The sequence below is a fragment of the Tistrella arctica genome (assembly GCF_039630945.1).
Taxonomy (GTDB): domain Bacteria; phylum Pseudomonadota; class Alphaproteobacteria; order Tistrellales; family Tistrellaceae; genus Tistrella; species Tistrella bauzanensis.
Genome location: NZ_JBBKTV010000002.1, coordinates 42,538 through 59,944 on the forward strand (window position 1 = coordinate 42,538; position 17,407 = coordinate 59,944).

Consider the following 17,407-nt stretch of genomic DNA (forward strand, 5'->3'; position numbering starts at 1 on the left):
GCGGCACTCAGCGCGGTGCTATCCCATCAGGACATCGGCGCGCGGCCGGCCGATGCGGGCGCTCGTGCGCGTGACCAGCGCGAAGCCCAGCACCAGCGGCCCCAGCCGGCCCAGATACATCGCCAGCATCAGCACCACCTGGCCGCTGATATCCGTGGCGGCGGTGGCACCGGCCGACAGGCCGACGGTCGCATAGGCGCTGACGATTTCGAATGCCGCACCGGCCAGGCTGATGCCGGGCGTGGTGATCAGCAGCGCGAAGATCAGCAGCGCGATCGCGAACAGGCTGATCAGAGCAACGCTCAGCGCCTGCGACGCCGCCTCAGGTGGCAGACTGCGGCGGCCGATCGTCACCTCGGTGTCGCGGCGCAGATAGGCGGCGGTGGCGGCGGTCAGCACCACCGCGGTCGACAGCTTGATGCCGCCGCCGGTGGAGGCGGGGCCGGCGCCGATGAACATCAGCACCATCACCACCAGCAGCGCCGGCGCGGTCAGCGCCGCCATGTCGATGGTGCTGAAACCGGCGGTGCGGGTGGATATCGACAGGAACAGCGCCTCGACCATACGCGCCGTAGACGGCAGATCACCCAGCGTCTGAGGGCTGCGCCATTCCAGCGCCGCCAGCACCAGCCCGCCGCCCAGGATCAGGGCGGCGGACCCCCAGATCATCACGCGGGTATGCAGGGACCAGCGGCTCCGGCGGGCCACCGCCACCAGCACTGGAAAACCCAGGCCACCAGTGACGATCAGCGCCGCCACCACGCCCAGCGCCGCCGTCTCGCCCGACCATGCGGCGAGACCCGCCGACGGCAGCGCGAAGCCGGCATTGTTGAAAGCGGACACGGCATGGAACAGGGCGGTCCACAGCGGCCGCGCGCCCAGGGCATCGCCCGGCAGCGCGACCGCAAGCAGCGCCGCGCCCACCAGTTCCACGCCAAGCGTGATCAGGCCGATGCTGCGCACCAGCGGCACGGCTTCGGCAAGCGATGTGGTGCCAAGGCGCTGGTTGACCACCAGCCGCTGCCCCAGCCCCAGACGACCGCCAAGCGTGATCATGGTCAGCGCCGCGAAAACCGACAGGCCCAGCCCGCCAAGCTGGATCAGCACCAGCAGCACCGCCTGACCGGCCGGGGTCAGGCGCTGACCGACATCGATGATCGACAGCCCCGTCACCGTCATCGCCGATGTGGCGGTGAACAGGGCTTCCGGCACCGACAGCGCCGGTTCCGCCATGCCCGGCGCCAGCAGCGCCAGCCCGCCCACCAGGATCATCACCGCCAGGGCCAGCGCGAACAGCCGTGGCGGCGAGATCCGCACCGATCCGGATGGCCGGTCGGAGGGCAGCCCGCCTCCGGGTCTGTGCCACATCTTGCGTGCCGGGGTGTCGGTCACAGGTGCGCCGCCACGGCTTCCAAGGCCGCGCGGGGACCCAGCAATACCAGCCGGTCGCCCTTCACCAAGGCCAGGCCGGCCAATGGCTGGTCCAGAAAATCCCGGCCGCGTTTCACCGCCAGCAGTCGCACCGCATCGGCATGCGCGCCCAGCAAGTCCTCGATCGCCACGGTGTCGAAACGCTCGGCCACCCGGTATTCCACCACGAAGCTGTCGTCGCCCAGTGCCATATAGTCCATGATCCCCTGATAGATCAGCGACTGGGCGATATTGATCCCAACCTCGATTTCCGGGATCAGCACCCGGTCGGCGCCGATCTTGGTCAGGATGGTCTTGTGCGCGGCGGTCGCGGCCTGCGCCCAGACCTTTTTCGCGCCCAGCGCCTTCAGGTGCAGGGTCACCAGGCTGCTGGCCTCGATATTGCCGCCGATCGCCACGACACAGGTGTCGAAGCTGTCGGCGCCTAGTTCCTGCAGCACCTTCTCGTCGGTGCCGTCGGCGACCACGGCATGGGTCAGAACATCGGCCAGGGCATCGACCGGCCGGCGATCGGTGTCGATGCCCAGTACCGCATGCCCCAGCCGGACCAGCTCGCCGGCCACCGTGGCGCCGAAGCTGCCAAGCCCGATGACCATGAATTGCTTCTTCGCGGCCATACCGTCCGCATCTCCGATCCGCGTGCTCCATCATCGCGGACGAGCCTACACCAGCCGGCGGGGCTGGGAAACGGCACGATCCCGCGGCCGCGGCGCGCGGCCGGTATCGGCATGCCATCGCATTTGCGCAGCATATGGAACAGATGGCACGGTTTCCGGATCATGCTGTTGACGGAACGGCTCCGGTCCTGAACAATCAACATAGATCGAACGTTTGTTCCAACTGACCGGCGGTCATGTCGCCAAACAGGGCGGCCGGTGGCGCGGACGGATCGATGTCTCAAGGCCGCGACAGACGGCCGCGACGGGAGGACTGCCGATCGTGAACGCCGATGCGCTGTTCGCGATGATGGTTGCACAGGGTGATGTGGTCATCGACCGCTTCCGCCATGCCGTGCGCCATCATCCTGACCACCTTTTCATCCGCTATGGCGAGGAAGACCACGACCAGAGCTTTGCCGCGTTCGAGGCCGAGGTCGCAACCCTTGCCGCCGCTCTTCAGGATATGGGGCTGCAACCCGACGACCGGGTTTCGGTCTTCACCCGCAATTCCAGGGTGGCGACACTCGCCATGTTCGCGGTGTGGGAGGCCGGCGGCATTTATGCCCCGGTCAACTTCAACTACACCGGTCGGCTGCTGTCGTATCAACTGGCCGACACGGCGCCCCGTGTGCTGATCACCGATGCCGCCCTGGCGCCGGCCGTTGCCGATAGTCTGGGCGATATCGCCGTGCCGCATGTGGTGGTGCATCGCCCAAGCCCCGCCGATCACGATTATGTCGCCGATCGCGCCGAGCTGCCGCCGGCGCTGATCGCCCATGGCGGCGTGCATGATCTGGCCGATCTGATGCGCACCCCCCGGCGGCACCAGCCGGCGGAGCGCGGAGCCGCCGATGTCGCCAACATCATCTATACATCGGGCACCACCGGCCCCGCCAAGGGCGTGGTCCAGCCGTTCCGCTGGATCAACCAGTACACCTTCAACAGCCGTGCCTTTCTGACCCCGGACGACACCATCTATTGCGATCTGCCGCTCTATCATGTCGGCGGCGCGATGTTTCTGGTAGCGAAGGCGTGCTGGACGGGCTGTGCCGTGTCGCTGTGGGACAAGTTCAGCCCGACGCGGTTCTGGGACCGGGTGCGCGGCCATCGGGCCAGCAATGCCGTGCTGCTGGACGTGATGGTGCCCTGGCTGATGAGCGCCGAGCCGCAAGTCACCGATCGCGACAACACCCTGATGCGGGTGCATATGCAGCCGCTGCCCGCGCAGCATCACCAGGTGGCGCAGCGCTTCGGCTTTCAGTTCTGCACCGCCGGCTTCGGCCAGACCGAGAGCGGCAACGGCTTCGTGGCGCTGATCGACCAGTTCGGCGATGTCGACGCGAAGCGGCCGGAATTCCGGGTCGGCCATGATCGAGACACCATGCTGCGCATCGCCCGTGATCGCGGCGTGATGGTGGTCGACGGCAGGGAATCCCTGGCCAAGGGCTTCATGGGCCGGCCGTCGCCCTTGCTGGAGGCGGCGGTTCTGGATGCGGACGACACTGTTCTGGGCCCCGAACAGGCGGGCCAACTGGCCTTCCGGCCGCGCTTCCCGCATCTGCTGCTCACGCATTACTTCAACAAGCCCGATGCCACCATCAAGACCTTCTCGAACCTGTGGTTCCACACCGGAGATGCCGTGCGGCGCACCGAAGACGGTGTCTATTACTTCATCGACCGTATGGGCGGCTTCTTCCGGGTGCGGGGCGAGAATGTGTCGTCCTATCAGGTCGAGGATCTGCTGAACGCACATCCCGACATCCGCGCCACCGCGGCCCTGCCGGTGCCGGCCGCTGAAGGTGACGAGGAAGACTGCGCCGTGTTCATCGAACTGGTCGAGGGCCGGGCGATGACAGAAGCGGATCTGCGGGCATTCGCCTTGACCGTGATGCCGCGTTACATGGCACCGCGCCATGTTCGTTTCGTCGACGCGCTGCCGGTGACGCCGACCAACAAGATCGAGAAGTACAAGCTGAAACAGGTACTTCTGGCCGAACTGGCCGCGGATGGCGCGGGAGCCGGCGCATGACGGCGGCGATGATGTCCGCCGGTCGCCCGGGAACCGCCCATCCGGGGCCTGACGGCGTCGCGGCGCCGCTGCTGGAACTCGACCGGGTCGGTATCCGGCTGCGCACCGGTGGTGGCGAGGTGTCGGCGACCCGCGATGTCTCGTTCCAGGTCGGGCCGGCCGAGCGGATCGGGATCGTGGGGGAAAGCGGTTGCGGCAAGACCCTGACCGGGCTGGCGATCATGGGGCTGCTGCCGCGCGGGCTGGCGCGGATCGACGGCGCGATCCGGTTTCAGGGCCGCGACCTGCTGACCCTGTCGGGGCGTGAACTGCGGCGTGTGCGCGGCACCGGCATCGCGATGATCTTTCAGGAGCCGATGAGCGCGCTCGACCCGGTGTTCACCGTGGGCGAGCAGATCATCGAAACCATTCTGGCCCATGAGCCTGTGGGCCGCAGGGCGGCGCGCGAACGCGCCATCGACCTGTTGGCGCGGGTGGGGATTCCGCTGCCGGCGCGGCGGGCCGATGAATATCCCCATCAGTTGTCTGGGGGCATGCGCCAGCGGGCGATGATCGCCATCGCGCTGGCCTGCAACCCGAAGCTGCTGATCGCCGACGAGCCGACCACGGCACTCGACGTCACCATCCAGGCTCAGATCATCGATCTTCTGGTGGAGTTGAGCGAGACCAGCGGCACGGCGCTGCTGTTCATCACCCATGATCTGGGGGTGGTGGCCGAAACCTGCACCCGCATGGTGACCATGTATGCGGGCGAGGTGGTCGAGGATGCGACCGTCGATGATGCGCTGGTCCGGCCGCGCCATCCCTATACGGCAGGCTTGTTCTCGGCGCTGCCCCGGCTGGTGGCGCGGGGCGCGGCGCTGCCGTCGATCCCCGGCCGGGTGCCGTCGCTGATCGACATGCCCGAAGGCTGCCGGTTCCGGCCGCGCTGCGCCCATGCGATCGGGCTTTGCGAATTGCCGCAGGCCTTGCTGGAACCCGTGCCCGGCCAGAAGGCGCGGTGCATCCGGACCGACGCGTTGAGCCTGCAGGGAGTGGTGCGATGATCAGCGTCAAGCCGGAGGCCCTGCATGGCGCGCGGACGGCACCGGAACCGCGGTCGCGCCCGGATGACGGGCCGCCCTTGCTGTTGGTCGACGATCTGCGCGTCACCTTCACCACCGCCGATGGTGAAAGCCTGAAGGCGGTCGACGGGATCAGCTTCGATGTCCGGCCGGGCGAGACCTTCGGCGTGATCGGCGAAAGCGGGTCGGGCAAATCGACCCTCGGCCGGGCGATCGTGCGTCTGCTGGACCCGACATCGGGACAGATCAGCTATGACGGCCAGGATCTGGCGCGGCTGAAGGGCCGCGCCCTGCGCCAGCGCCGCCGGGATCTTCAGATCATCTTTCAGGATCCCAATGCCGCGCTGAACCCGCGCATGACCATTCTCGACAGCGTGCGCGAGCCGCTGGACGTGGTGGGCAAGGGCGACCGGGCAAGCCGGATTGCCCGGGCGATGGACCGGCTGGACCGGGTGGGGATCACGCCTGAACAGGCGCGGCGCTATCCGCATGAATTGTCGGGCGGCCAGAAGCAGCGGGTGAACATCGCCCGCGCATTGACCCTTCAGCCACGGCTGATGGTGTGCGACGAGGTGGTGGCGGCCCTGGATGTGTCGATCCGCGGCGACGTGCTGAACCTGTTCGCCGAGATCCAGCGCGAAATGGGGCTGTCTTATGTGTTCATCACCCATGATATCGGGGTGGTATCGCATATCAGCGACCGGGTGGCGGTGATGTATCTGGGCCGGTTCATGGAACTGGGCCCGGTCGAGGCGATCGCCGAGCGGCCGATGCACCCCTATACCCGGGCGCTGATGGCGGCCGAGCCGGTGCCGGTGCCGTCCTGGCAGCGTGCGCCCAAGCGGCCGCCTCTGCAGGGCGAGATCCCGTCGCCGCTGAACCCGCCATCCGGCTGCCGCTTCCGCACCCGCTGCCCCCATGCCCGCGCGGCCTGTGCCGAGACGGTGCCGGACTGGCGGCCGATCGCCCGCAATCACCTGGTTGCCTGCCATTTCGCCGAGGAGATCGCCGCGGCGGAACAGTGACCAGTCTTGAAGCCCCCGGCCCCATAGCCACAACACGAACCAGAACAGCCGAAAAACGGCATCAGGAGCACCCCGCTATGCGACGGAAGATCCGGCGGGCGCCCCCCAGGGAGGAAGACAACCCAATGACCAAGATCCGCTTGCCCGAGCATGGCAGCACCCCCGCCGAGGGGCCGGTGACCATTGGTGGCCGCGCGGCCTTCGCGATGGATCGCCGCCGCTTCCTGTCGCTGCTGGGCGCCGGCGCCGCCGGCGTCGCCGCATCCGGCATGCTGCCCGGCCATATCCGCCAGGCACTTGCCGCCGGCGGCGTGCTGAAGGTGTCGGCCCCGGCCAACCCGTCGAGCCTGGACCCGATGACCGGCGGGTCCGGCCAGGATCACCCGTTCCTGTACACCGTGTTCGACACGCTGGTGGAATGGGAATTCGAAAGCCTCGACCCCAAACCCGGTCTGGCCCGCGCCTGGACCTTCCCCGATCCGAAGACCCTGGTGATGGATCTGCAGGAAGGCGTCAAATTCCACGACGGCAGCGATTTCAATGCCGAGGCGGTGAAGTTCAACCTGGACCGCAATCGCGGCGATGCCCGGTCGAACATCAAGGCCGATCTGATCAATGTCGAGGCGGTCGAGGTGACCGGGCCGCTTCAGGTCACCATCCGGCTGACGAACCCCGACGCCGCGCTGCCGATGATCCTGTCCGACCGCGCGGGCATGATGGTGTCGCCCAAGGCCGTGCAGGAGAAGGGCGAGGCCCACGACCGCAGCCCCGTCGGCACCGGTGCCTGGAGCTTCGTTACCTGGAACGACAACGAGAAGGTCGTGGTCAAGCGCAACGACGCCTATTGGAAGCCGGGTATCCCGAAGGTCGACGGCATCGAATTCTCGATCATCCCGGAATTGTCGACCGGCCTGCGCTCGGTGATGGCGGGGCAGAACCATTTCGTCTACTTCCTGTCGCCCCAGCAGGGCATGATCGCCAAGCGGGCACCGAAGCTGACCACCTTCACCGGCCCGACGTTGTATTGCATCCAGATCTATTTCAACTGGGCGCGCAAGCCGCTGGACGATGTCCGGGTGCGTCAGGCGATCAACCATGCGATCGATCGTGACGCCTTCGTCAAGGTCACCATGAACGGCATCGGCGAGAAGGCGATCACCAATCTGCCGTCGGCGCATTGGGCCTTCGATCAGGAACTGGCCGGCTATTACCCTTACGATCCCGACAAGGCCAAGGCGCTTCTGGCCGAGGCCGGCCATGGCGACGGGCTGGATCTGCATCTGGGCGGCTATCCCGATCAGAGCTCGGTGCAGCGCCAGGAATTCATCATGGAGCAGTTGCGCCAGGTGGGCATCCGGGTGCGCTATTCGATCGGCACGATCCCCGAGGCATCGGCCGCCTTCTTCGGCAACGAGAAGAAGACCGACGCGCTGGTCTCGGCCTGGACCGGCCGGCCCGATCCCAGCCTGACCTATTCGCTGATGTATCTGCCCGACGCCTATTACAATGGCGGGCGTGGCCCGGTGCCCGACGACCTGGTGCAGGCCATCGCCGACAGCCGCGCCACCCCCGACAAGGCCGAACGCAAGGCCGCCTTCTCGCAGGTGCAGAAGCTGGTGCTCGACAATGCGCTGGTCTGCCCGCTGGCCTTCCTGTCGGCGCTGGACGTGGCGGGCGACAAGGTCGAGGGCTACAAGCCCAATCTGCTGAACAAGCCAAAGCTCCAGGACGTGTCCCTCGCCTGACCACCGGCGACACCGTCGTTCCTGGCCTTGCCATCGCTGGAGGCTTTGTCATCGCTGATCGCGCGCGGGCGGGAGATCATCCCCGCCCGCGCGCCATCGAGGAGACCCGACCTTATGTCCAGCCACCGCGCGATCCGCACTGTGCGCCGCCGCCTGTATCAGGTGGTGCCGGTGATCCTGATCGTGACCTTCGTGGTGTTCGGGCTGATCCAGCTCATCCCCGGCGACATCGCCGTCACGCTGGCCGGCGACAATGCCACCGACCAGCGTCTTGCCGAAATCCGGTCGCTCTATGGCCTGGACCGGCCGTTCCTGGTCCAGTATTTCGACTGGCTGTGGGGTGCGCTGCATGGCGATCTGGGGCAGTCGCTGATCTCGGGCGAGGCGGTGATGACCTCGCTCACCCGCACTTTTCCGCTGACCCTGCTGATCGTCGTGCTGGCGATGCTGATTTCCATGGTGGTCGGCATTCCGCTGGGCATCCTGGCGGCCCTGCGGCCGAATTCCATCCTGGACGGCGCGGTGATGGGGCTGGCCTCGGTCGGCATCGCGGTGCCGAACTTCTGGCTGGCGATGATCCTGGTCGCCACCTTCGCGCTGTCGCTGGGCTGGCTGCCGGCCACAGGCGCCGTCGCCTTCACCACCGATCCGATCCGCGCGCTTGAACACGCCATCCTGCCGGCGACCGCCCTTGCCGCCGGCGGCATCGCCGAGGTGGCACGCCAGTTACGCACCTCGCTGGTCGACATTCTGGGCTCGCAATATGTCCGCACGCTGCACGCCAAGGGCCTGCCCGGCGGGTCGGTGCTGTGGAAGCACGGGCTGAAGAACGTCTCGGTCAATCTGCTGACGGTGATCGGCCTGCTGGCCAACCGGCTGCTGGCGGCAACCGTGGTGGTCGAGACGGTGTTCGCCATTCCGGGTGTCGGCAATCTGATCGTGAACGCGGCGCTGGCCCGCGATTTTCCGGTGGTGCAGGGGGTGGTGCTGACGATGATCATCTTCGTCGTCGTGCTGAACCTGATCATCGACATGCTTTATGTCGTCTTCGATCCGAGGGTGCGCTGATCCCATGACCCAGACCGCAACCCCGCCACGCGCGGCACGGCGCCGCCGCAATCCGGTTCTCGCCTGGATGCTGCGCGATCCGCGCGGCGCGCTCAGCCTGCTGGTGATCACCATCATCGCGCTGACCGGCATCTTCGCCGACCAGATCGCGCCTTATTCGCCGATCGAGCAGAATTTCGATCTGATCCTGATGCCGCCATCGCCCGAAAACCTGCTCGGTACCGACGATCTGGGCCGCGACGTCTTCAGCCGCCTGATCCATGGCGCATCCGCCAGCATGTATGCCAGCGTGCTCTCGGTTTCGATCGCGCTGGTCATCGGCCTGCCGGTGGGGCTGCTCGCCGGTTTTGCCGGCGGCTGGGTCGACGAGGTGGTCAGCCGGATCATCGACGCCCTGTTGTCGTTTCCGGCCATCGTGCTGGCGATCGGCGTCACCGGCGCGCTGGGGGTGGGGCTTACCAATGGCATGATCTCGGTCGGCATCGTCTTCGCGCCGCTGATCGCGCGCCTGGCGCGCGCCCGGGCGCTGGTGGTGAAGGAAGAGCTGTATGTCGATGCCGCGCGCTGCTTCGGCGCCAGCCCGGCGCGCATCCTGGCCCGCCATATCCTGCCCAACGCGGTGCAGCCTATCCTGGTGCAGGTGACGCTGCTGCTGGCCGGCGCGCTGCTGGCCGAGGCCTCGCTGTCCTTTCTGGGGCTGGGTGTCCAGGCGCCCGATGCCAGTTGGGGATCGATGCTGGCCAAGGCCTATCTGTATATGGAAATCGCGCCTGAACAGATGGTGACGCCGGGTCTCGCCATCCTGGTGACCGCGCTGGCCTTCAACGGCCTGGGCGACAGTGTCCGCATGATGCTGGACCCCACCACCCGCAGCGGGCGATAGCGCGCCCGATTCTGTGGATGGGGCCCGAGACGCTCACTGGCCGGGTCCCGGCACTTCCGGTAGCGTCGCGGTTTCGTGGTCTGTCTACAGAACGGGCGAGCCTGATGACCCTGCCGATACCGCGCCCGACCCGTGCGGCGCTGATGCCCTATATCCGCCGATTGTGGCCGGTCGCCGCGGTCGCGGGCGCCATCTATGTGTTCATCGGTCTGGCCGACGAGGTCATGGAAGGCGAGACTGAGGCCCTGGACCGGTGGTTGCTGTCATCCTTGCGCAACCCCGCCGACCCGGCCGACCCGATCGGGCCGCGCTGGCTGGAAACCGGCTTCGCCGATCTGACGGCGCTTGGCAGCACCACGGTGCTGGGGCTGATGACGCTGATCGTGATCGGCTATCTGCTGATGCGCCGGAGCCGCGCCGCCGCCCTGACCGTGGCGTTGTCGGTCATCGGCGGCACGGTGCTCAGCTTCGGGCTGAAACTGCTGTTCGAGCGGCCGCGGCCGGATCTGGTCGCCCATCTGGTCGATGTGCAGACGGCGAGCTTTCCATCGGCCCATGCCATGCTGTCGGCCACCACCTATCTGACCCTGGGCACGCTGCTCGCCGCCTTCGAGTCCCGGCGGCGGCTGAAGATCTATGTGCTGGGCGTGGCGATCGCGCTCACCATCGCCGTCGGCCTCAGCCGGATCTATCTGGGGGTTCATTGGCCGACCGATGTGGTCGCCGGCTGGTGTGCAGGCGCTGCCTGGGCGGTCGCCTGTGCCTATGCGGTATCCTTTGGACGTCTGCGCAAGGGCGCGCGCGGGACGGTCAGAGAATGAAATCGCCATCGGTCAGGCTGAACACGCCTTCCAGGGCCACCGCGAAATCGGTCCGACGGTCACCATCGATGTCGGCGAGGGCCATGATGCCGATCGAATAGGTGGCGACCCGCACCTGTCCACCCACCCCGGTATAGCCACCGGTGCCCACGAAGCTGAAGGCATCATTGCCGGCGGTGTCCGGCCGGGCATCGATCAGTGACAGATCGACGCGGTCGCCCTCGGCGCCGCTGAAATCGATGATGCGGTCGCGTGCGGTCATGATGCTGTCGGTGACCGCCTCATAGACGAAACGGTCGGCGCCGGCACCGCCCGACAGACTGTCGGCGCCTCCCCGGCCGCGAAGGGCGTCATTGCCCCGGAAGCCGTTGAGCAGGTTCATATCGTCGGTGCCGCTGATCAGATCGGCGGCGTTGCCGCCATCGACGGCTTCGATGGCGATATAGCGGTCGCCCTCGGCATCACCCAGCATGCCGATGCCGGTGGAGAGGTCGACGCGCAGGGCCTCGGTCGCGCCGGCATAGCTGACGGTGTCGATGCCGTCGCCGCCATCGAGCTTATCGGCGCCACCACGGCCGCGCAGCACGTCGTCGCCGCCGAAGCCCGCCAGCGTGTTGTCCCCGGCATTGCCGGTCAGCAGGTCGTCGTGGTGGCTGCCGTTGATCGCCTCGATCGCGATGAAGCGGTCGCTGGCCGCATCGCTGGCGGTGCCGCCGAGGATCAGGTCGGCGATCACGCCGCCAGCGGCATCGGTGTAGCTGACGGTGTCGAACCCGTCGCCGCCATCGAAGGTGTCGGCGCCGCCGCGCCCGCGCAGCACGTCATCGCCGCCAAAGCCCGCCAGGGTGTTGCTGGCGGCGTCGCCTTCGATCAGATCGTTGAAATGGCTGCCATTCACTGCCTCGATGCTGATGAAATAGTCGCCGGCGGCATCGCCCTGGGTGCCCATGCGCATCAGGTCCAGGCGCACGGCCGCCTTGGCGTCGGTATAGCTGATGGTGTCGAAGCCGTTGCCGCCATCCAGGATGTCGGCGCCGCCACGGCCGCGCAGCACGTCGTCGCCGCCGAGCCCCGTTAGAAGATTGGTTGTGGCACTGCCGTTCAGGACATCATTGAAGTCAGTGGCAAGCACGCCCTCAATGCCGGTCAGGGCATCGCCTTCCGCGTCACCACCCGAGATGATCCCGGATGCCAGATCGATCCTGACCGCCGCCGTCGACGCGGCATGGCTGACCAGATCGAAACCGTCACCGCCATCGATGATGTCGGCGCCGTCGCCTCCGGCCAGCAGATCGCTGCCGCCGCCGCCGTTAAGGATGTCGGCGCCGTCACCGCCCAGGATCATGTCGGACCAGACCGAGCCGGTGAGCGCATCGTCGCCGGTGCCACCCAGGAGCGCGCCGAACTCCATGGCCGCGGCGCCTGAGACGTTCATCGGTGAGGCCTGGCCATCGGCGGTCACGTCCACCCGCAAGCTGCTGGCGGCGGACTGCACGACATACTGCACCACGCCCGACAGCATCCGGTCGACGATCGCGCCGCGCAGGGCCTCTGCGGTCCAGCCATCGGGCAGCGTCTCGCCCGGCAGGGGCAGGGCGGCGATTCCGGTTGCAAGTGTCGCCTGCGCATCGTGCTGGGCGTCGCTGATCGCTGTGATCACAGCCTGGATCAGCGCGCCGGCAGAGGTGATGCCCGGGTCGATCCCGTCCCGCAAGATGCCCAGAACCGTCGCCGGCAGGCTGATCGCCGTGTCGTTGAGCGCGTCGCGAAGGGCGGCATGGCCATCGAGCAGACCCCGGTACGCGGCCACGTCATCGGCGGTATAGGACAGGTCGTTCAGAAATCGCTCGACGGCGGTGCCACCGATCTCGCGCAGGCTGTAGGCGAGCCCGCCCAGAACCGCATCGACCTCGGGGCCGGTGGGGCCTTCGGCCGAGATTGTTACGGTCGTGGTCAGGCCGCGAGGGTCGCCATCGACCGGCTGGACAACCGACCAGCCGGTGGCCGGATCGAGCGACAGAAGCGCCTGTGCCGGCGGGGTGACCGGGGGCACGCCGGCATCGTGCAGCCAGTCGCCCCACATGGTGTCGCGGGCGCCATCGATGTCGCCGGTCGTGACGAGATAGCGGGCACTGGCCTCGTAACCCGCGATCGGGGCGGCGTCGACGACCAGGTAATAGCTGTCCAGCCAGGTCGTCGTGCCGCCGTCGTCGGTGCCGATGGTCAGGGCCGATGCATCGAGGCTCAGATAGTCGAGGGTCGATCCCGGCGCGGGGTCATGTCCGGTATCCAGCGTCACATCCGGTGTGACTGCGGCGTCGACGATGCGGGCCGTATCGGTTGTGGTGCCGTCGCCATTGTCGATGCTGCCGCGCTGGACGATATAGGCGCCCGCAACCGCCACCGTTTCCGCCAGCAATCCGCTGCCTGCCATCTGCTCGAAATCGGCGCCCAAGGCCAGATGACGATCGTTCAATCGCCAGACGGCGGTGACGGCGCCATCCGACAGATCGACCGCCTCGGTCTGCGACAGGACCGGTATATCCAGGCTGTCGAGGCTCTGCCAGAACCCGGTGGCGTCGGCTTCCGGGTCAGCAAGCGTCTGGGCGGGAAGAAGAAGAGGCATGGTGTCGATCCGGTCTCTGCACTGAGGGAGACGAACAGCCGGTGAATGCTGTCTTCACTGGTGATACGGAGTCAGGCTCGGCGCATCATGCTCAGGCAGGTCTTAAAGGAATATAAATGGCGGAACGTGAATCTGTGGCAATATGCCAGGTGTATTGCTGATCACGTCCGGGAATTCTGCTCTTCTGCAATGACCTCTATGACAATGCCCCGGATGCCGGTCACCCTGACGATCGTGCCCGCCGCCAGATCCGGCCCGGTCGCAGACCAGGTGCCGTCGCCCAGGCGAACCCTGCCGCGTCCGCCCGTGATCGGCTCTTCGACGACACCGATGTGCCCGACCACGAAGCGCCGGCGGTCACCGAGTTCACTGGCCGTCGCGTCTCCGGCATCCGGCCGCCGGGCGTTGCGATGCCAGAACAGCCAACCGATGGCGACCGACGCCAGGGCGGCACCGGCAAAAACCAGAAGCTGGCTCGAAAGACCGGCGCTGTCGGGCAACACCGTCGCCGACACACCCGCCGTAACCAGCGCCGCAAGGCCGAACCACAGCAGAAACACGCCGGGCATCAGCAACTCGCCGGCGGCAAGAACCGCGCCGATGATCAGCCAGATCCAGGGCGACAGCGGCGCCAGACCGAACATCAGGACGGCTCGCCGGCCCAGGGCGCGCGGGGGGATGCCGGCGGCCGGGGGGGGGCGGCCGTCGGTGCCTTGGCCGGCGGCGCGGCCGGTGCCGGGCCGCCTGTCGGCTGCATGGCATCGCGTGCCAGTTCGGCGATGCCGCCCAGCGCGCCGATCACGGCGCCGGCTTCCACCGGCATCATCAACACCTTGTGATTGGGGGCGGATGCCATGGCCTTCAGCGCCTCGATATAGGCGGTGCCCAGGAAATAGCTGATGGCGCGGGCGTCACCGGCCTGGATCGCTTCCGACACCACACGCGTCGCCATCGCCTCGGCCTCGGCCGACCGTTCGCGCGCCTCGGCCTCGCGGAACGCAGCCTCCCGCTGGCCTTCGGCTTCCAGGATCGAGGCCTGTTTGCGGCCCTCGGCTTCCAGAATCGCGGCCTGCCTGCGGCCCTCGGCTTCCAGAATGGAGGCGCGCTTGTCGCGCTCGGCCTTCATCTGCCGGGCCATGCTGTCGACCAGGTCGCGCGGCGGCGCGATTTCCATGATCTCGATCCGGGTGACCTTCACCCCCCAGGGCTGGGTGGCTTCATCGATCACCCGCATCAGACGGCCATTGATGGTGTCGCGCTGCGACAGCAACTCGTCCAGATCCATGGCACCCATGACGGTGCGGATATTGGTCATGGTCAGGTTGGTGATCGCGGTCGTCAGGTTGGTGACCTGATAGGCGGCATCGGGCGCGTTCATCACCTGATAGAAGATCACGCCATCCACGGTCACCATCGCGTTGTCGCGGGTGATCACCTCCTGCGACGGCACTTCCAGCACCGTTTCCATCATGGTCAGCTTGCGGCCGATCCGGTCGATGAACGGCACGATCAGGTTCAGGCCCGGATGCAGCGTCCGTGAATAGCGGCCGAAGCGTTCGATCGTCCACTGAAAGCCCTGCGGCACGATCTTGACGCCGAACCAGATCGTCAGGATCACGAGCACGATGATCGCGATCGACAGACCACCGGTGATATCCATCAGCCACTCCCGCAGCAACTCCACGAAGGCGGCGATCATACCATGACCGCGGCGGCGGGTCTCATCTCCTCCCGTGTCCTGTCATCGATCATGCGGGTGCGTGGCGTGCGGCCGTGACCGTCAACTGGTGGCGAACAGCCGGCTGTCGTCGTTGAAGGCCTTGAATTCCAGGGCATTGCCCGACGGGTCCAGGATGAACAGCGTCGCCTGCTCGCCGGGCTGGCCTTCGAAGCGGATGCGCGGGCGGATCACCCAGCGGGTGCCGTCATGGGCTTCAAGCCGGGCGGCCAGAGCGCGCCACTGATCCATGGTCAGCACCACGCCGAAATGCGGCACCGGCACGTCGTCGCCGTCCACCGGGTTGCGCGCGGCGATGGCGCGGTCGAGATGCGGGTCCAGATGGGCCACGACCTGATGGCCGAACATCTCGAAATCGATCCAGTGGGCATCCTCGCGGCCGGTGCCGCAACCGAGCACGCCGGTATAGAAGCGGCGGGTCTCTTCCAGATCCAGCACCGGAAAGGCGAGGTGGAAGGGGCGAAGCGATGTGTTGGCGGGTGTGGCGGTCATTCCGGCGGTGTCCCCATCATCTTGTGGCGGCTCACTTGTCGTGGCGCGTGCCCATGATAGTGTCATGCGCTGACGGAATGAAACCGGCCTTGGAGGCATCTGCTGATGCGTATGGCGCATGACGGAGGGGCAGGATGAAGGCTGAAGCGGCGGCACGGCTGCTCGCGGCCGAACTGGCGGTGATCGAGGCCGCCTGCCGGCATCTGAACCTGACCGCGGCCGGCCGCGAACTGGGCCTGGGGCAGAGCGCCATGAGCCGCCGGATCGCGGCGGTGGAGGCGGCGCTGGGTGTGCCGATCTTCGTGCGCGACGGCCGTCGGCTGCGGTTGAGCCCGCAGGGTGCCGCCCTGCTGCCGGCGATCCGCGCCGCCGCCGGCGGCCTGCAGGATGCCGTGGCCGATGTGACCGGTGCGGCCGATACGGCGCAGGCGGCGGGCCTGTTGCGGATCGGCACGCTGCCCACCTTCGCGGCCCTGTGGCTGGCACCCCGGATCGGCCGGTTCATGGCGCGCCACCCGGCGATCGCGGTCGAGGTGTCGACCATCGGCGCCGATTTCGCCGATGGCCGCAAGGATGCCGTGACCTGGGATGGCGAGGCGGTGGATGCCGTGCTGAGCTGGGGCCGGGGTGGCTGGCTTGGTTATCGATCGCGGCGGCTGTTCGACGAACGGGTGATCGCGGTCGCGGCGCCGGGGCTGGCACTGCCGGCCGATCCGGCGCGACTGGGGCAGGCGGGGCCGCCGCTGATCCGCCACACCACCCGCGCCGATCTGTGGCCGGCCTGGGCTCGGGCGGCGGGGCTGGATCCGCGCCGCTTCACGGGGCCGGTGACGGGCCGTCCGGCCGATCCGCGGTTCGAGCATTTCTTCATGATCCTGGCGGCGGCGCTGGCAGGGGTGGGGGTGGCCCTGCTGCCGCTGGCCTTCGCGCGCGCCGATCTGAACGACGGCCGGCTGGTGCGGGTGCTGGCCGACCGGCCATCCCTGGTGACCGGCGCCGGATACTGGCTGATCACCACCCAGGCGGTCCGCCGCCAGCCACGGCTGCGCGCCTTCGAGGACTGGCTGATCGAGGAAGCCGGGATCGATGCCTCAACCCAGACGTCATAAGGGTGACATCAGGCCGACCGTCGTGAAATAATCCGGCCCGTCCAGGCAGACCAGCCAGATCAATGCGGCGACGGCGACGGCGACGGCGACGGCGACGGGGACGAGGGATGACGGGACAGAGGCCAGCACCGATTGAAACCTGCGATGTGATCGTGAAGGGCGGGATCACATCGGGCGTGGTCTATCCCAAGGCGACCCTGCGGCTGGCGGCGCGTTACCGGTTCCGCAATGTCGGCGGCACATCTGCCGGCGGCTTCGACAGGCTGGCGGCGATTCCCGATACGCTTCAAGCCCATCTGCTCGACCTCTTCCAGCCCGATCCCAGGCGCTCTGTCGCATCGACTGGCCGACGAAGCAGGCCGACGGCCCGGACACGGCCGATTTCGATTTCGACGATCACCGCTGGCGCCGCTTCCTCAGCCTGTATGCGGCGTTCGAGGCGGCATTGGAAGCGGCCGGCCCCACCTGGGGCGATGCCGGTGATCCCGACAGTTTCGCCGGCTTCATCGCCCGGGTGATGGACGACCCCCAATCCTATGCCCGGTCCAGCCCGGCCGACCGCGCGGAGGTGTTCCGGCGCATGAACCTGCTGATGACCATGGCGCAGACCGAATGGCAGGGCCGGCTGCGCGACAATCCGGGGCTGGTGCCGAAGCCGCCGACAAAGCTGCGCGTGACCCCTGAATACTGAGACGGGCTTCGGGTCGTCATGCCGAT

At 67.5% G+C, this 17,407-nt stretch carries 15 protein-coding genes; 9 read left to right on the plus strand and 6 right to left on the minus strand.

The window, feature by feature from the left end; genetic code table 11:
- Positions 1–18: 18 nt before the first annotated feature.
- Entirely contained in the window at positions 19–1,392 is a 1,374-nt protein-coding gene (locus WG924_RS04295) for a TrkH family potassium uptake protein (RefSeq protein ID WP_345931789.1), read from the minus strand.
- A complete protein-coding gene (locus tag WG924_RS04300; RefSeq protein WP_345931790.1) occupies positions 1,389–2,048 on the minus strand; it encodes a potassium channel family protein in 660 nt (219 codons plus the stop codon). Before WG924_RS04300 ends, WG924_RS04295 begins: the two co-directional genes overlap by 4 nt.
- Positions 2,049–2,370: 322 nt before the next feature.
- On the opposite strand from WG924_RS04300, the gene WG924_RS04305 reads away from it, so the two are divergent.
- From WG924_RS04305 to WG924_RS04335, 7 genes are all read left to right on the plus strand, one after another.
- Complete coding sequence (locus tag WG924_RS04305; protein ID WP_345931791.1) at positions 2,371–4,119, plus strand: class I adenylate-forming enzyme family protein; 1,749 nt, start codon at positions 2,371–2,373, stop codon at positions 4,117–4,119.
- Positions 4,120–4,130: 11 nt separating this feature from the next.
- Positions 4,131–5,165, plus strand: a complete 1,035-nt coding sequence (locus WG924_RS04310) for an ABC transporter ATP-binding protein (protein ID WP_345932250.1) — start codon at positions 4,131–4,133, stop codon at positions 5,163–5,165.
- On the plus strand, positions 5,162–6,208 hold the full coding sequence (locus WG924_RS04315; protein WP_345931792.1) for an ABC transporter ATP-binding protein: 1,047 nt from the start codon (positions 5,162–5,164) through the stop codon (positions 6,206–6,208). Before WG924_RS04310 ends, WG924_RS04315 begins: the two co-directional genes overlap by 4 nt.
- Before the next feature lie 206 nt (positions 6,209–6,414).
- Complete coding sequence (locus tag WG924_RS04320; RefSeq protein WP_372044740.1) at positions 6,415–7,953, plus strand: ABC transporter substrate-binding protein; 1,539 nt, start codon at positions 6,415–6,417, stop codon at positions 7,951–7,953.
- Between the two features lie 114 nt (positions 7,954–8,067).
- A complete protein-coding gene (locus tag WG924_RS04325) occupies positions 8,068–9,021 on the plus strand; it encodes an ABC transporter permease (protein ID WP_345931794.1) in 954 nt (317 codons plus the stop codon).
- Positions 9,022–9,025: 4 nt separating this feature from the next.
- On the plus strand, positions 9,026–9,904 hold the full coding sequence (locus tag WG924_RS04330; RefSeq protein WP_345931795.1) for an ABC transporter permease: 879 nt from the start codon (positions 9,026–9,028) through the stop codon (positions 9,902–9,904).
- 104 nt (positions 9,905–10,008) lie between these two features.
- A complete protein-coding gene (locus WG924_RS04335; protein WP_372044737.1) occupies positions 10,009–10,725 on the plus strand; it encodes a phosphatase PAP2 family protein in 717 nt (238 codons plus the stop codon).
- Here the strand turns inward: WG924_RS04335 and WG924_RS04340 are convergent.
- The 4 genes from WG924_RS04340 to WG924_RS04355 form a co-directional block, all read right to left on the minus strand.
- On the minus strand, positions 10,715–13,351 hold the full coding sequence (locus WG924_RS04340; RefSeq protein WP_345931796.1) for a calcium-binding protein: 2,637 nt from the start codon (positions 13,349–13,351) through the stop codon (positions 10,715–10,717). The genes WG924_RS04335 and WG924_RS04340 overlap by 11 nt on opposite strands.
- Positions 13,352–13,512: 161 nt before the next feature.
- On the minus strand, positions 13,513–13,995 hold the full coding sequence (locus WG924_RS04345) for an NfeD family protein (RefSeq protein ID WP_345931797.1): 483 nt from the start codon (positions 13,993–13,995) through the stop codon (positions 13,513–13,515).
- Positions 13,995–15,050, minus strand: coding sequence for an SPFH domain-containing protein (locus WG924_RS04350; protein WP_345931798.1), 1,056 nt, complete (start codon positions 15,048–15,050; stop codon positions 13,995–13,997). Before WG924_RS04350 ends, WG924_RS04345 begins: the two co-directional genes overlap by 1 nt.
- A gap of 81 nt (positions 15,051–15,131) precedes the next feature.
- Entirely contained in the window at positions 15,132–15,581 is a 450-nt protein-coding gene (locus WG924_RS04355) for a VOC family protein (protein WP_345931799.1), read from the minus strand.
- A 134-nt stretch (positions 15,582–15,715) separates the two neighbouring features.
- Between WG924_RS04355 and WG924_RS04360 the strand changes: the two genes are divergently transcribed.
- On the plus strand, positions 15,716–16,690 hold the full coding sequence (locus WG924_RS04360; protein ID WP_345931800.1) for a LysR substrate-binding domain-containing protein: 975 nt from the start codon (positions 15,716–15,718) through the stop codon (positions 16,688–16,690).
- Between the two features lie 445 nt (positions 16,691–17,135).
- Positions 17,136–17,381 (plus strand): hypothetical protein, encoded by a 246-nt coding sequence (locus WG924_RS04365; protein WP_345932278.1) that lies wholly within the window; start codon positions 17,136–17,138, stop codon positions 17,379–17,381.
- Positions 17,382–17,407: the final 26 nt, after the last annotated feature.

Coding starts and splice junctions, on each gene's coding strand:
- WG924_RS04340 (WP_345931796.1), bottom strand. CDS start 13,351: ATGCCTCTTCTTCTTCCCGCCCAGACGCTTGCTGACCCGGAAGCCGAC.
- WG924_RS04355 (WP_345931799.1), bottom strand. CDS start 15,581: ATGACCGCCACACCCGCCAACACATCGCTTCGCCCCTTCCACCTCGCC.
- WG924_RS04330 (WP_345931795.1), top strand. CDS start 9,026: ATGACCCAGACCGCAACCCCGCCACGCGCGGCACGGCGCCGCCGCAAT.
- WG924_RS04300 (WP_345931790.1), bottom strand. CDS start 2,048: ATGGCCGCGAAGAAGCAATTCATGGTCATCGGGCTTGGCAGCTTCGGC.
- WG924_RS04360 (WP_345931800.1), top strand. CDS start 15,716: ATGAAGGCTGAAGCGGCGGCACGGCTGCTCGCGGCCGAACTGGCGGTG.
- WG924_RS04320 (WP_372044740.1), top strand. CDS start 6,415: ATGGATCGCCGCCGCTTCCTGTCGCTGCTGGGCGCCGGCGCCGCCGGC.
- WG924_RS04345 (WP_345931797.1), bottom strand. CDS start 13,995: ATGTTCGGTCTGGCGCCGCTGTCGCCCTGGATCTGGCTGATCATCGGC.
- WG924_RS04350 (WP_345931798.1), bottom strand. CDS start 15,050: ATGATCGCCGCCTTCGTGGAGTTGCTGCGGGAGTGGCTGATGGATATC.
- WG924_RS04325 (WP_345931794.1), top strand. CDS start 8,068: ATGTCCAGCCACCGCGCGATCCGCACTGTGCGCCGCCGCCTGTATCAG.
- WG924_RS04335 (WP_372044737.1), top strand. CDS start 10,009: ATGACCCTGCCGATACCGCGCCCGACCCGTGCGGCGCTGATGCCCTAT.
- WG924_RS04315 (WP_345931792.1), top strand. CDS start 5,162: ATGATCAGCGTCAAGCCGGAGGCCCTGCATGGCGCGCGGACGGCACCG.
- WG924_RS04310 (WP_345932250.1), top strand. CDS start 4,131: ATGTCCGCCGGTCGCCCGGGAACCGCCCATCCGGGGCCTGACGGCGTC.